Origin of the sequence: Streptomyces sp. NPDC090994, from assembly GCF_044768905.1 — a bacterium.
In the GTDB taxonomy this organism is placed as follows: Bacteria; Actinomycetota; Actinomycetes; order Streptomycetales; family Streptomycetaceae; genus Streptomyces.
Genome location: NZ_JBIVWS010000002.1, coordinates 483,512 through 497,822, shown reverse-complemented (window position 1 = coordinate 497,822; position 14,311 = coordinate 483,512). Strand labels below are relative to the sequence as shown.

Annotated in this window: 14 protein-coding genes; 12 read left to right on the top strand and 2 right to left on the bottom strand. The window is 72.7% G+C overall.

Annotated elements, in window-relative coordinates; translation table 11 throughout:
* Positions 1–140 precede the first annotated feature (140 nt).
* The gene (locus tag ACIQR3_RS06845; RefSeq protein WP_403535142.1) at positions 141–1,658 is read left to right on the top strand and encodes a sugar ABC transporter ATP-binding protein; all 1,518 of its coding nucleotides are present in this window, start codon (positions 141–143) and stop codon (positions 1,656–1,658) included.
* Here ACIQR3_RS06845 and ACIQR3_RS06840 read toward each other — a convergent pair.
* The gene (locus ACIQR3_RS06840; RefSeq protein ID WP_403535139.1) at positions 1,624–1,932 is read right to left on the bottom strand and encodes a hypothetical protein; all 309 of its coding nucleotides are present in this window, start codon (positions 1,930–1,932) and stop codon (positions 1,624–1,626) included. The genes ACIQR3_RS06845 and ACIQR3_RS06840 overlap by 35 nt on opposite strands.
* A gap of 15 nt (positions 1,933–1,947) precedes the next feature.
* On the opposite strand from ACIQR3_RS06840, the gene ACIQR3_RS06835 reads away from it, so the two are divergent.
* From ACIQR3_RS06835 to ACIQR3_RS06790, 10 genes are all read left to right on the top strand, one after another.
* Positions 1,948–2,988 carry an ABC transporter permease gene (locus ACIQR3_RS06835; protein ID WP_403535136.1) on the top strand — a complete coding sequence of 347 codons (1,041 nt, stop codon included), beginning with the start codon at positions 1,948–1,950 and terminating at the stop codon, positions 2,986–2,988.
* Positions 2,981–4,006 carry an ABC transporter permease gene (locus tag ACIQR3_RS06830; RefSeq protein WP_403535133.1) on the top strand — a complete coding sequence of 342 codons (1,026 nt, stop codon included), beginning with the start codon at positions 2,981–2,983 and terminating at the stop codon, positions 4,004–4,006. Before ACIQR3_RS06835 ends, ACIQR3_RS06830 begins: the two co-directional genes overlap by 8 nt.
* A 23-nt stretch (positions 4,007–4,029) precedes the next feature.
* A complete protein-coding gene (gene rhaS, locus ACIQR3_RS06825; RefSeq protein WP_403535130.1) occupies positions 4,030–5,112 on the top strand; it encodes a rhamnose ABC transporter substrate-binding protein in 1,083 nt (360 codons plus the stop codon).
* A 35-nt stretch (positions 5,113–5,147) separates the two neighbouring features.
* Positions 5,148–5,468, top strand: coding sequence for an L-rhamnose mutarotase (locus ACIQR3_RS06820; RefSeq protein ID WP_215170841.1), 321 nt, complete (start codon positions 5,148–5,150; stop codon positions 5,466–5,468).
* Positions 5,469–5,487: 19 nt separating this feature from the next.
* A complete protein-coding gene (locus ACIQR3_RS06815; protein WP_403535127.1) occupies positions 5,488–6,903 on the top strand; it encodes a BNR repeat-containing protein in 1,416 nt (471 codons plus the stop codon).
* Between the two features lie 102 nt (positions 6,904–7,005).
* Positions 7,006–8,031, top strand: a complete 1,026-nt coding sequence (locus tag ACIQR3_RS06810) for a LacI family DNA-binding transcriptional regulator (RefSeq protein ID WP_403535124.1) — start codon at positions 7,006–7,008, stop codon at positions 8,029–8,031.
* Between the two features lie 109 nt (positions 8,032–8,140).
* Complete coding sequence (locus ACIQR3_RS06805) at positions 8,141–9,442, top strand: alpha/beta fold hydrolase (protein ID WP_403535121.1); 1,302 nt, start codon at positions 8,141–8,143, stop codon at positions 9,440–9,442.
* A 57-nt stretch (positions 9,443–9,499) separates the two neighbouring features.
* Positions 9,500–10,252 carry a PIG-L deacetylase family protein gene (locus ACIQR3_RS06800; protein ID WP_403535119.1) on the top strand — a complete coding sequence of 251 codons (753 nt, stop codon included), beginning with the start codon at positions 9,500–9,502 and terminating at the stop codon, positions 10,250–10,252.
* A 5-nt stretch (positions 10,253–10,257) separates the two neighbouring features.
* Complete coding sequence (locus tag ACIQR3_RS06795; RefSeq protein WP_403535471.1) at positions 10,258–11,139, top strand: sigma-70 family RNA polymerase sigma factor; 882 nt, start codon at positions 10,258–10,260, stop codon at positions 11,137–11,139.
* Between the two features lie 41 nt (positions 11,140–11,180).
* Positions 11,181–12,002: a pentapeptide repeat-containing protein gene (locus ACIQR3_RS06790; protein WP_403535117.1), complete on the top strand. Its 822-nt coding sequence runs from the start codon at positions 11,181–11,183 to the stop codon at positions 12,000–12,002.
* On the opposite strand, the gene ACIQR3_RS06785 is transcribed toward ACIQR3_RS06790, so the two are convergent.
* A complete protein-coding gene (locus tag ACIQR3_RS06785; protein ID WP_403535114.1) occupies positions 11,964–13,571 on the bottom strand; it encodes a cytochrome P450 in 1,608 nt (535 codons plus the stop codon). The genes ACIQR3_RS06790 and ACIQR3_RS06785 overlap by 39 nt on opposite strands.
* Before the next feature lie 130 nt (positions 13,572–13,701).
* On the opposite strand from ACIQR3_RS06785, the gene ACIQR3_RS06780 reads away from it, so the two are divergent.
* Positions 13,702–14,310 (top strand): TetR/AcrR family transcriptional regulator, encoded by a 609-nt coding sequence (locus tag ACIQR3_RS06780; protein ID WP_403535111.1) that lies wholly within the window; start codon positions 13,702–13,704, stop codon positions 14,308–14,310.
* Position 14,311 lies beyond the last annotated feature (1 nt).

The window sequence follows — 14,311 nt, the reverse complement described above, 5'->3', positions numbered from 1 at the left end:
CGTGACCTTCGGCTATCGAAAGTTTTTCGACGCGGACCCATTGACGTGACATGCCCCACCTGCCTAACGTCCCGGCAACCCAGTTGAAACCTTTCACGACGCCGTGAGGGCCGTCCCGCCGGCGTCGTCGAGGAGCCCCCATGACCCACCCGTCCGATACGGGTCCGGCCCCGGTTCTCGCATTGAAGGACGTGTCCAAGTCCTTCGGCGCGGTCCGTGCCCTGCGGGACGTCTCCCTGGAGCTGTTCCCCGGGGAGGTGCACGCCCTCGCCGGTGAGAACGGCGCGGGCAAGTCGACCCTCATCAAGACGCTCGCCGGAGTCCACCGCCCCGACGCCGGCCAGGTGCTGCTCGACGGTGAACCCGTCGTCTTCCACGGCCCCGGCGACGCCCGCGATGCCGGCATCGCCGTCATCTACCAGGAGCCGACCCTCTTCCCCGACCTGTCGATCGCCGAGAACATCTTCATGGGCCGCCAGCCGCGGCGCGCCCTCGGCCGGATCGACCACAAGGCCACCCGCGCCACCACCGCCGACCTGATGCGCCGCCTCGGTGTCGACCTCGACCCCGACCGCCCGGCGCGCGGTCTGTCCATCGCCGACCAGCAGATCGTGGAGATCGCCAAGGCGCTCTCCTTCGACGCCCGCGTCCTGATCATGGACGAGCCGACCGCCGCCCTCACCGGCAGCGAGGTGGCCCGCCTCTTCGGCGTCGTACGCACCCTGCGCGAAGAGGGCGCCGCGGTGCTGTTCATCTCCCACCGGCTGGAGGAGATCTTCCAGATCTGCAAGCGGGTCACCACCCTGCGCGACGGCGCCTGGATCTCCAGCGAGCCGCTCGACGGCATGACCGAGGACGACCTGGTGCGCCGCATGGTCGGCCGCGACCTCGACGAGCTGTACCCGAAGCAGGAGGTCACCCCCGGCGAGGTCGCCCTCAGCGTGCGCCGGCTGACCCGCGAGGGCGTCTTCACCGACGTCTCCTTCGAGGTGCGGCGCGGCGAGATCGTGGGCCTGGCCGGACTGGTCGGCGCCGGGCGCACCGAGGTCGCCCGCGCGGTGTTCGGCGTGGACCGCTGGGACGCCGGGGAGGTCGAGGTGGATGGCCGCGCACTGGTCAACGGCGCGCCGTCGACGGCCATGGCCGCGGGCCTCGCCCTGGTCCCCGAGGACCGGCGCGCCCAGGGTCTGGTGATGGACATGTCCATCGAGCGGAACATCGGGCTCACCGGTCTCCGTACCACCGTCCGGGCCGGACTGATGGACCGCGGCGCCGAGCGCAGCCGCAGCCTCGACTGGGCCGTCAAGCTCCAGGTGAAGTACGCCCGGATCGCGGACGCGGTCGGCACCCTGTCCGGCGGCAACCAGCAGAAGGTCGTCCTCGCCAAGTGGCTCGCCACCGGCCCCAAGGTACTGATCGTCGACGAGCCCACCCGCGGCATCGACGTCGGCACCAAGGCCGAGGTGCACCGGCTGCTGAGCCGGCTGGCCGCCGACGGCGTCGCCGTCCTGATGATCTCCTCCGACCTGCCGGAGGTGCTCGGCATGGCCGACCGGGTCCTCGTGATGCACGAGGGCCGGCTGACCGCCGAGATCCCCCGCGACGAGGCCACCGAGGAGACCGTCATGGCGGCGGCCACCGGGAGGGCCGCGGCATGACCCCGACCACAACGGCCACCCCGTTCGGCCGCCGTACGTTCTCGACCGCGACGCCCACGCCGGGGGCTCGCCGTACGTCCTCGACCGCGACGGCTGCCTCGGAGGGTCGCCGTACGTCCTTGACGGCGGCGGCTGCCTCGGAGGGGTGCCGTACGACTTCGCTCGCGGCGGTCGCCCCGCAGGGCAGCCGTACGTCCTCGACCACGGCGGCCGTCCCCGAGGGTCGCCGTACGACCTCGACCGGAAGGGTCGCCCCCGTGTCCCCGTGCTCCATGGGGAGGGCCGCCGCATGACGGTCACCGCCCCCGACAACGCCCCCGTCGCCGAGCTGCCCGAGGCCGGCGCCACCCGGCTGGTCGACCGCGTCTTCAAGATGCGCGAACTGGCCATCCTGGTCGTCTTCCTGGTGATGATCGCCGTCACCCAGGCGGGCAACAGCGAGTTCCTGTCCGAACAGGGCATCAAGGACCTGCTGCTCAACGCGACCATCCTGGTCCTGGTCGCCACCGGCCAGTCCCTGGTCGTCATCACCCGCAACGTCGACCTGTCGGTCGGCTCCACGCTCGGCATCAGCGCCTTCGCGGCCGGCACCTACCTCCAGGGCGGCGGCAGCTCCGTCGTCGCCATCGCCCTCGCCGTCCTCATGGGCGTCGGCTTCGGCCTGCTCAACGGCCTGCTGGTCAGCCTCGGCCAGGTGCCCGCCCTCGTCGTCACCCTCGGCACGCTGTACATCATCCGCGGCATCGACTCCATCTGGGTCGGCTCCCGCCAGATCACCGCGGCCGACCTGCCCGGCGGCTTCGTCGACTTCGGCTCCGGCGGCATCTCCGCGGTGCCCTACCTCGCGCTGATCGCCCTGGCGGTCGTGGTGGCGACGGCGTACTACCTCAAGCAGTTCGGCGGCGGACGCGAGCTGTACGCGCTCGGCTCCAACCCCGAGGCCGCCCGCCTCGCCGGCATCCCGGTGCGCAAGCGCATCCTGGCCGCCTACACCTTCTGCGGCGCCCTCGCGGGCCTCGCCGGAGCCCTGTACCTGGCCCGGTTCGGCAACGTCGACTCCGGCACCGGCAACGGCTACGAACTCACCGTCGTCAGCGCGGTCGTGGTCGGCGGCGTCGTCTTCACCGGCGGCTCCGGCAGCGTCTACGGCGCCGCCCTCGGCGCTCTGCTGCTGACCAGCATCAACAGCGTGCTGCCCGCCCTCGGCGTCAGCTCGGTCTGGGTGATGGCGATCAACGGCATCCTGCTCATCCTCGCCATCGCGGTCGACCGGATCGTCGCCCTGCGCGTGGCCACCGCCCTGAAGAAGAGGAACGCCCGCCATGGCTGACGCCCCGGCCTCACGCCTCTCGCGCGCCGTCCGCTGGGACACCGTCGTCGGCGCCCTGCTCATCGTGGTCGTCCTGCTGTCCTTCGGCTTCGTCGACGGCTTCGGCAACTCCCTGAACCTGTCGTTCCTGATCGGCAACACCCTGCCGATCGCCCTGATCGCCCTGCCGATGACACTGCTCGTGGTGGCCGGCGAGATCGACCTCTCCGTCGCCTCCACGGCCGGTCTGTCCGGCGCGGTGATGGGCGCCCTGTGGAACCAGGGCATGACCATCGAGACGATCATCCCGCTCTGCCTCGTCCTCGGCGTCGTCTGCGGGCTCGTCAACGGCCTGCTGGTGACCCGGCTCGGCCTGCCCTCGCTCGCCGTCACCATCGGCACCATGGCCGCCTACCGGGGCATCGCCCAGATCGTGCTCGGCTCCGACGCGGTCACCGACTTCCCCTCGCAGTACCTGGACTTCGCCGCCGGACGGATCGGGGACACCTTCATCCCGTACGCCCTGCTGCCCTTCCTGGTCCTGCTGGCCATCGCCGTGGTCGCGCTGCACGCCACCCCGTTCGGCCGGGCGCTGTTCGCGATCGGCGCCAGCGAGGAGGCCGCCCGGTTCGCCGGCATCCGGGTCAAGCGGCAGAAACTGATGCTGTTCGTCCTCACCGGCCTGCTCTCCTCCCTCACCGGCGTCTTCTGGGCCCTGCACTACGCCAGCGCCCGCTTCGACAACGCCACCGGCCTCGAACTCTCCGTCGTCGCCGCCGTCCTGCTCGGCGGCATCGACTTCGACGGCGGCAAGGGCACCCTCGGCGGCGCCATCGCCGGTGTCTTCCTGCTCGGCGCGCTGCAGAACGTGATGAGCCTCCAGGACGTCTCCGCCCAGTCGCAGATCGTCGTCACCGGCGTCCTGCTCGTGCTGTCCGTGCTCGGCCCGAGGGTCGCGCGCCAGATCTCCGTCGCGAGGGCGGGCCGCCGGGCAGGGTCGGCGCCACCCCTGCCGAAGACGCCCGCACCCACTTCGTAACACGTCTCCCTAAGGACTCCGCCATGCGCAAGTCGTCGATCCGCCGTACCTGTGCGGCCCTGGCCGCCGTCACCTCCCTCGCCCTCGCGGTCACCGCCTGCGGCGGCACCACCAAGAAGGACGTCGAGAACGAGGGCGGCTCCGCCGCCGCGGCCGGCAAGGCCGACCCGAACGCCGCGACCAAGAAGGGCCTGACCGTCGGCTTCCTGCCGAAGCAGGTCAACAACCCGTACTTCACCGTCGCCGACAAGGGCGGCGAGAAGGCCCTGAAGGAGCTTGGCTCCACCTACAAGGAGGTCGGCACCTCCAGCGGCACCGACACCGCCGGCCAGGTCTCCTACGTCAACACGCTCACCCAGCAGCAGGTCGACGCGATGGCCGTCTCCGCGCAGGACCCCGGCGCCCTGTGCACCGCCCTGAAGCAGGCCATGAAGAACGACATCAAGGTCGTCACCTACGACTCGGACGCCAACCCCGAGTGCCGCAACGCCTTCATCTCCCAGGCCTCCGCCGACGACCTCGGCCGCACCCAGGTGCAGCTGCTCGCCGAGCAGATCGGGGGCAAGGGCGAGATCGCGATCCTGTCCGCCGCGCAGACCGCGACGAACCAGAACGCCTGGATCGAGATCATGAAGGACGAGCTGAAGGACCCCAAGTACAAGGACATCAAGCTGGTCAAGGTCGCCTACGGCGACGACGACGCCCAGAAGTCGTTCCAGCAGACCCAGGGCCTGCTCCAGGAGCACCCGAACCTGAAGGGGATCATCTCCCCGACCACCGTCGGCATCAAGGCCGCCGCCCAGTACCTGTCCGGCTCCAAGTACAAGGGCAAGGTCAAGCTGACCGGCCTCGGCACCCCCAACGACATGCGCAAGTACGTCAAGAACGGCACCGTCGACGAGTTCGAGCTGTGGGACCCGGCCAAGCTCGGCGAACTGGCCGCCCGCACCGCCGTCGCCCTGGCCTCCGGCCAGATCACCGGCAAGGAGGGCGAGACGTTCAAGGCCGGCGACATGGGCGAGTACACCATCGGCGCGGACGGCGTGATCAACCTCGGCAAGCCCACCGTCTTCGACGCCGAGAACATCGACCAGTACGACTTCTGACGGCCAGTCGGTCCACCAAGGAGGAGCGGTACTTCATGCAGCGCGTCTGTTTCCTGCTCAAGGTCCGCGAGGACAAGCTCGCCGAGTACCGCGAACGCCACGCCGCCGTGTGGCCGGAGATGCAGCAGGCTCTCTCGGCCACCGGCTGGCACAACTACTCCCTCTTCCTGAGAGACGACGGCCTGCTCGTCGGCTACCTGGAGACCGAGGACTTCGAGGCCGCCCAGGCAGGCATGGCGGCCACCGAGGTCAACGCCCGGTGGCAGGCGGAGATGGCCCCCTTCTTCGAGTCCCTGGACGGCGACCGCCCGGACGAGGCGATGAAGCCGCTCACCGAAGTGTTCCACCTCGCCTGAACACCCACGGAGCCCCCGCATGAGACGACGCACCCTGCTGGCCGGCGCCCTCGCCGCCCCCGTCCTCACCAGCGGCACCGCCCGCGCCGCCGCCACCCCCGGCCCCTCCGTCACCTGGACGGGCACCACCACCCTGGACACCCGGGCCATCTACTTCGTGTCCTACGACGGCCTGGTCAACAACAACTCCTTCCAGAAGAACGGCCTGCTCACCTACAAGGGCCACCAGTACGCGGCCTGGTACACCGCCGACCGCGACGCGGTCGTCGCCCGCCGCGGACTGGGGGACACCACCTGGCAGACCCTCCGCATCGGCCACACCCTGCGCTACGACGACTCCCACAACGTCATCTCCATGGGCGTCTCCCGCACCGACGGCCGCCTCCACCTCAACCTGGACTCCCACAGCGACGGCTTCACCTACGTCAAGTCCGCCGCCGGGCTCCTGGACCGCCCGACCCGCAAGAGCTGGACCGCCGACAGCTTCGGCACCCCGCAGTCCACGCTCGACGGCCTCGCCCTCACCACCCAGTTCACCTACCCGCAGTTCGTCGCCACCCCCGAGGGCCGCCTCCAGCTCAGCTACCGCGCCGGCGTCTCCGGCAACGGCCGCAACGCGCTCGCCGAGTACGACGGCACCCGGTGGACGGCGCTGGGGGAGTGGAGCGCCGCCACCGGCACCTACACCAGCGAGCACGGCAGCTCCACCGCCCGCAACATGTACCTGCACGGCATCGACTACGACCGGCGCGGCCGGCTGCACGCCTTCTTCACCTGGCGCGAGCAGAACGCCGCCGTGATGTGCTCCCCGGGCGGCCTCACCAACCACGACACCGGCTACGTGTACTCCGACGACCGGGGCCGCACCTGGCGCAACGACGCCGGGGCTGCCGTGGCCACCACCGGCGGCTCCGACCTCGTCTCCGTCACCGACCCCGGCCTGGTGGTGGACCCGCTCGACCCCGACCACTCCCTGATGAACCAGGAGAGCCAGGCCACCGACTCGGCCGGCCGCCCGCACGCGATCATCTCGTACGTCCCCGGCCGCTTCGGCCAGTGCACCACCGACTACGTCGCCGACCGCACCGCCCACGGCCGCGCCTTCCACCTGCGCAAGAACGCCGCCGGCACCTGGCAGAAGACCGAGATCCCCGTCCCGCTCGGCTCCAGCCAGCGCACCCGGCTGGTCCTGGACCGGTACGACAACGCCTACGCGGTCCTCCCCTACGGCCGCATCGCCGCCGCCTCGCAGGCGTCCGGGTACACCGACTGGCGGCTGCTGTACGACGGCGCGGACCTGAACGCCTTCGGCGAGGTCCTCGTCGACGAGACACGCGTGCCCCAGGACGGGGTGCTCTCGGTGCTGTACCAGGAGCGGTCCACCGGCACCACGCCCTCCCCGCTGCACGTCGTGGACTTCCGGCTGCCCGTGTGACGGCGGCCCTTCCGGGGCGGCGACGGTAGTGTGAAGGTTCCCCGGCCGCCGCCCCGCGTCGCCCCAGCATTCCCCTAGCTCGACCCTGGAGGTCCCTCCCCGATGGCCCAGTCGGTGGGTATCAAGGACGTCGCCCGTGCCGCCGGAGTCTCCGTGGGCACGGTCTCGAACGTCATCAACCGCCCGGACACCGTCGCCACCGAGACCCGGGCGCGCGTGCTCTCGGCGATCGACCGGCTCGGCTACGTCCGCAGCGAGTCCGCGCGCCAACTGCGCGCCGGCCGCAGCCGGATCATGGGCCTGCTCGTCCTCGACATGGGCAATCCCTTCTTCGTCGACGTCGCCCGCGGCGCCGAGCGCGCCGCCCGGGACGCCGGACTCGGCGTGATGGTCTGCAACAGCGCCCAGAACCCCGGCGAGGAGGCCGAGTACCTCTCCCTCTTCGCCGAACAGCGGGTGCGCGGCGTCCTGCTCACCCCGGCCGACGCCACCGGCCGCAACATCGACGCCTTCCGGCGGCACAACATCCCCTTCGTGCTGGTCGACCGGGTCGCCGAGGGCACCACCGAGTGCTCGGTCTCCGTCGACGACATCGCGGGCGGCGCGCTGGCCGTGCGCCACCTCGTCGACGCCGGACACCGCTCCATCGCCTACGTCAGCGGCCCGCCAGGGCTCAACCAGGTCCACGACCGCCGCACCGGCGCCCTGCGCGCCCTCACCGAGGCCGGCCTCGGCCCCGACGCGCTGCGCGAACTGCCCACCGAACGGCTCGACGTCGCCGCGGGCCGGGACGCCGGCGCCCGCCTCCTCGGCCTCGCCGACCGGCCCACCGCCGTGTTCTGCGCCAACGACCTGCTCGCCCTCGGCGTCCTCCAGGCCATGTACGCGGCCGGGGTGGGCGTCCCCGACGACCTCGCCATCGTCGGCTACGACGACATCGAGTTCGCCGCCGCCGCGGCCGTCCCCCTCACCTCCGTACGCCAGCCCGCCCAGACCATGGGCGCGCTCGCCGCCGACCTGCTCCTGGAGGAGACCGAGGCGGAGGCGACGGGGGCACCGCACGAGCACCGCAAGGTCGTGCTCCAGCCCGAACTGGTGGTGCGGCGCTCCAGTCTCGCCGCCCGCTGACCACCCGCCGCGCAGGATCTCCCGGTCCCGGGGTCGGCGACCGGACGACCCTGTGCTGAACTGGGGCACGGCCGGAAAACCGTCCGCCCCAGCAGACCGGGAGTCCTCGTTGAGCGTCAGCTACCGCCAGCCCGGCGTCGTCCTCACCGACCGCCGCTTCACCGTCCCCCTCGACCACGCCGACCCCGGCGGGGAGACGATCGAGCTGTACGCCCGCGAGGCCGTCGCCGGCGACAAGGCGGACCGGGACCTGCCGTGGCTGCTCTACCTCCAGGGCGGCCCCGGCTTCGGAGCCAACCGCTTCATCGGCAAGCCGGCCTGGCTCGGCCGCGCCCTCGCGGAGTACCGCGTCCTCCTGCTCGACCAGCGCGGAACGGGCGCCTCCACCCCCGCCAACCGGCAGACCCTCCCGCTGCGCGGCGGCCCCGCCCAGCAGGCCGACCACCTCACCCGCTTCCGCACCGACTCCATCGTCCTGGACTGCGAGGCGATCCGCCCCCAGGTCACCGGCGGCGCCCCCTGGACCGTCCTCGGCCAGAGCTTCGGCGGCTTCTGCACCGTCGCCTACCTCTCCCTGGCCCCCGAGGGCCTGGCCACCGCCCTGATCACCGGCGGCCTGCCCTCCCTCGACGCCCACGCCGACGACGTCTACCGGGCCGCCTACCCCCGTGTCGAACGCAAGGTCGCCGCCCACTACGCCCGCTACCCCCAGGACGTCGAACGCGCCCGCCGCATCGCCGACCACCTCCTCACCCACGACGTGGTCCTGCCGAACGGTTACCGGTTCACGGTGGAGGCGTTCCAGTCGCTGGGCATCATGCTCGGCACCGGCGAGGGCAGCCACCGCCTGCACTTCCTGCTGGAGGACGCCTTCGTCCGCACCCCCGGCGGCCACGAACTGTCCGACGCCTTCCAGGAACAGGTACAGGGCCTGCTGTCGTTCGCGGCCAACCCGCTGTACGCGCTGATCCACGAGGTGATCTACGCCCAGGACGCCCGCCCGACCAACTGGTCGGCCGAGCGCGTCCGCGCCGAGTTCCCGCGCTTCGACGCCGCCAAGGCCCTCGCGGGCGACGAACCGCTGCTGTTCACCGGCGAGACCATCCACCCCTGGATGTTCGACTGCGACCCGGCCCTGCGCCCGCTGCGCGAGACCGCCGACCTGCTCGCCGCCCGCACCGACTGGACGCCGCTGTACGACCCGGCCCGCCTCGCGGCCAACGAGGTGCCCGTCGCCGCCGCCGTCTACCACGACGACATGTACGTCGACACCGGCCACGCCTTGACCACCGCCCGCGGCATCCGCGGCCTGCGCACCTGGGTCACCGACGAGTTCGAGCACGACGGCGTCCGGGCCGGCGGCCCCCGCGTCCTGGACCGGCTGCTCGCCCTCGCCCGCGACGAGGTCTGAGCACCGCGCGCGCCGACGCCGGGCGCGCTGTCAGTGGGCCGGGCTAGTCTGCGGAGCATGACCGAGCCGACGACGTCTGCTTCACCCCTGGAGCCCATGCCCGACGACTGGCGGCGCGCCCTCGCCGTCGTGGCCCACCCGGACGACCTGGAGTACGGCTGCTCGGCGGCGATCGCCGTGTGGACCGACGCGGGCCGCGAGGTGGCCTACGTCCTCGCCACCCGCGGCGAGGCGGGCATCGACACCCTCCCGCCCGCCGAGTGCGCCCCGCTGCGCGAGCGCGAGCAGCGGGCGAGCGCCGCCGTGGTCGGCGTGACGGAGGTCGAGTTCCTCGACCACCCGGACGGCGTCGTCGAGTACGGCACCGCGCTGCGCCGGGACATCGCCGCCGCGATCCGCCGGCACCGCCCCGAACTCGTCATCACCCTCACCCACCGGGAGGAGGTCTGGGGCGGGACGTACTGGAACACCCCGGACCACGTGGCCGTCGGCCGGGCCGCGCTGGACGCGGTGGCGGACGCCGGCAACCGCTGGATCTTCCCCGAGCTGACCGACCAGGGCCTCCAGCCGTGGAACGGCGTCCGCTGGGTCGCCGTCGCCGGCTCCGACACGCCCACCCACGCCGTGGACGTCACGGACGGTCTGGAGCGCGCGGTCCGCTCCCTGCTGGAACACCGCACCTACATCGAGGCGCTGACCGACCAGGACCCGGAAGAGTACGTCCGCGACATCGTCCTGCCGTACGCGCGGACCACCGGGGAGCGGTTCGGCGGCCGGCCGGCGGTCGCGTTCCAGGTGTTCGGCCGGTGACCGGCGTGGACGCCGCGGAGCGGCTGGCCGACCGGTTCGAGGAGCACCGCGGCCGCCTCGGCGCGGTGGCCTACCGCATGCTCGGCTCCCTGACCGAGGCGGAGGACGCCGTACAGGAGGCATGGATACGGCTGGCCCGTACCGGCGCCGACGGCATCGACAACCTCGGTGGCTGGCTGACCACCGTCACCGGCCGGATCTGCCTCGACATGCTGCGCTCCCGCGCCACCCGCCGCGAGGAGCCGATGGCCGAGGACCCCGGTACGTTCGTCCCGGACCCGCTGCTCACGCCGTTTCCGTCCGGCGACCCGGAGCAGGAGGCGCTGCACGCCGACTCGGTGGGCACGGCCCTGCTGGTGGTGCTGGAGACCCTGGAGCCCGCCGAGCGGCTGGCGTTCGTCCTGCACGACATGTTCGCGGTGCCGTTCGACGACATCGCGCCGGTCGTGGAGCGCTCCCCGGCCGCCACCCGGCAGCTCGCCAGCCGTGCCCGGCGCCGGGCACGGAACGCGGCCCCGGGCGCCGACCCCGACCTGGGCCGGCAGCGCAAGGCACTGGAGGCGTTCATGGCCGCCAGCCGCGCCGGCGACCTCGCGGCGCTGGTCGCCGTCCTCCACCCGGACGTGGTGCTGCGGGCGGACGCCGGCAGCTCCCTGTCCCGGCTGGTGCGCGGTGCCCGTACGGTGGCCGAACAGGCCAGGCTCTTCCGCCAGGACGCCCTCCGGACACGGTTCGTGCTGGTCAACGGCGCGGTCGGGGTGGTGGCCCGGCGTGCCGGGCAGCCCGTGTCCGTGCTGACCGTCACCGTCGTCGACGGCCGGATCACCGAGCTGTACATCCTGGCCGACAGCGACCGCCTCGACCGCCTGGAGCTGCCCGACGCATAAATCCGACGAGCGTCGAACGGACGTTCCGTATGCTGGCGGCCATGCGGAACGACACGGCCGAGCGGCCGTCCCTCGGGGACCTGCGAGGCGACTGCGCCCGGTGCTTCGGCTTGTGCTGTGTCGCCCTGCCGTTCGCCGCCTCGGCGGACTTCGCCTTCGACAAGGAGGCCGGCCGGCCCTGTCCGAACCTCGGCGACGACCACCGCTGCGGCATCCACGACCGGCTGCGGCAGTGCGGCTTCACCGGCTGCACGGTCTACGACTGCTTCGGCGCGGGGCAGCGGGTCTCGCGGGTCACCTTCGGCGGGGCGGACCGGCGGACCGGCGCCATGCACGAGGTGTTCCCGCTGGTGCGGCAGTTGCACGAACTGCTCTGGTACCTCACCGAGGCGCTGACCCTGCCGGCCGCCCGCCCGGTCCGCGGCGACCTGCGCCGGACGCGGGAGCGGACCGAGCGGCTGGCGGGCGGCACCCCGGAGGAGCTGGCCGCGCTCGACGTGACGGCCCACCGTCGGCAGGTCGACGTACTCCTGCTGCGCGTCAGTGAGCTGGCGCGGGCCCGGTCCGGTGGCCGCGGGAAGAGCCGCCGGCGTGCCGACCTGCTGGGCGCCCGGCTGCGCGGGGCCGATCTGCGGGGCGCCGACCTGCGCGGGGCCTGTCTCATCGCGGCCGACCTGACCGGCGCCGACCTGCGCGGCGCGGACCTCATCGGAGCGGACCTCAGGGACACCGACCTGACGGACGCGGACCTGACGGGGGCGTTCTTCCTGACCCAGCCCCAGGTGAACGCGGCCCGGGGGAGTTCCGGCACCCGGCTGCCGGGGTCAGTCACCCGCCCGGTGCACTGGACAGCGGAACTCTGACGGCTCCGGCTCCGGCTCCGGTTCCGGCTCCGGTTCCGGCTCCTGGCCCGGTGCGGGCACCGCCGGCGCCTCGGACAGGCCGGAAGCGAAGGGCGTGCCGGAAACGACGGACGTGACGGACGTGACGGACGTGACGGCCCGCCGCCGTTCGGGGCGCAGCCGCAGTCCCTCCGGCATCAGAGTCAGCCGCTCGGTCACCCGCAGCCGGTACTCCGGGTCCGGCCGCAGGTCGTAGCGGCGCAGCAGCAGCCCGAGGACCAGGGTGGCCTCGTGCAGCGCGAACTGCCGCCCGATGCAGGCCCGCGCGCCCGTCCCGAACGGCTTGAAGGTGTGCGGGGCACGGGACCGTACGGCCGCCGCCTCGAACCGGTCCGGGTCGAACCGCTCGGCGTCCGGCCCCCACACCTCGGGGTCGCGGTGCAGCATCGGCGTGAGGACCAGGGCCCACGCGCCGTGCCGCATCGGATGGACACCGCCGAGCACCGTGTCCGCGCGGGCCTCCCGGGCGAAGGCGGGCGCGGTCGGCCACAGCCGCAGCGACTCGTCGAGGACCCGGCGGACGTAGCGCAGCTTCGCCACCTGTTCGTAGCCCGGGGCCGCCGTGCCGCCCCACACCCGGTCCACCTCGGCGCGGGCCCGGTCGGCCACCTCGGGATGCCGGGAGAGGTAGTGCAGGGCGAAGGAGAGCGCGCCCGAGGTCGTCTCGTGTCCGGCCACCAGGAAGGTGATGACCTGGCGGCGCACGTTCCGCGCCGACAGCCGCTCCCCGGTGTCGGGATGGGCCGTCTCCAGCATCCGGTCGAGCAGATCCCCGTGCCCCTGTCCGGTGCGGCGGGCGCGGACCAGGTCGTCGACGGTGCGGTTCAGAAAGGCGATGTCGGCCGCGTTGCGGCGGCTCGCGCGGCGCAGCAGCCACGGGGCGAGCGGGCCGGGCACGGTGTTGCGGCGCTGCGCGAAGGTGAGCGCGCCGACCATCGCGGTCACGAAGGGATGCGGCCGGGACCGTTCGAAGGACCCGAAGTCGTGCCCGAACCCGGTGCGCGCGATCGTCTCCAGCGTCAGCTTGGTCATGTCCCCGGGCACGTCGACCGCCCGGCCCGCCGCTCCCGCGCGGTCCCAGTGGGCGAGGAGCCGGTCCGCCACGTCCAGCATCAGCGGGTGGTAGCCGGCCATCGCCTCACGGCTGAAACCCGGGGCGAGGACGTCGTGCGCGAGCTGCCAGTTGGGCTCGTGGTTGTACGCCGTGAACAGCCCGTCCCCGGCGACCGGGCGCAGATTGGCCACGCCCAGGCCGACGTGCTTGGCGAACCGCGCGTCGTCCGCCAGCTCGGCCGCGAGGGCCGCGCCCCACACGAACACGAACTCCTTGCCGAAGGCCCGCCGCCGGAAGATCGGCCCCAGCCGCTCCGCCTGGCGCATCGTGCCCTGGAGGGGAGTACGCCGGCTCGCGCCGAGCACGTCCCCGAGCAGCGGGAGCCGGTGCGGCGGACGGGGTATTCGCCCCAGCTCCGGCCAGCCCAGTTCGGCGCTGCGGAACCCTTTCGGCAGTCCGTCCCTCGTCTCCGCCATGACGCTGTCTCCGTCTGTAGGTGGGGGTGTGGTGTGCGGGGTGTGGTGCGCGGGATGTTGTACGTGGGTTCAATAGTGCGCCGCCTCAGTCTCGGCCCGTTGTTGAATCCGCGTCAAGTAAGGTGCGGGCATGGCCGCCAACCAGGGTGAGCGTGTCCGCCGCCGGCTCAGCACCGGGGAACGCCGGGAGCAACTGCTGTCGGTGGGGGCGCGACTGTTCTCGGAGAGCCCCTACGACGAGGTGTGGATCGAGCGGGTCGCCGAGATCGCGGGCGTCTCCCGGGGCCTGCTCTACCACTACTTCCCGACCAAACGGGACTTCTTCGCGGCGGTCGTCGAGCGCGAGAGCGAGCGGATGCTGCGGATGACGGCGGCGGTGCCCGGCGTCCCGGTGCGCGAACAACTCGCCGCCGGCCTCGACGCGTATCTGCGGTACGTCGAGGAGCACGCGCACGGCTACCGGGCCTTTCACCGCGCCGACGCCGCGGGGGATCCCGCCGTGCGCCGCGTCTACGGGCAGGCGCTGGCCGCCCAGCAGCGGCAGATCCTGGCCGCGCTGGCCGCCGACCCCGGCTTCGGCGCGGAGTTCGCGGGGCGGCCCGATGTCCGGCTGGCGGTCATGGGCTGGCTGGCCTTCACCACCGCCATCTGTCTGGAGTGGCTGCGCGAGGGGGAGCCGGCCCGGGAAGACGTGCGCGACCTGTGCTCCCGCGCGCTGTTCGGCGCGCTCGCGCCCTGAC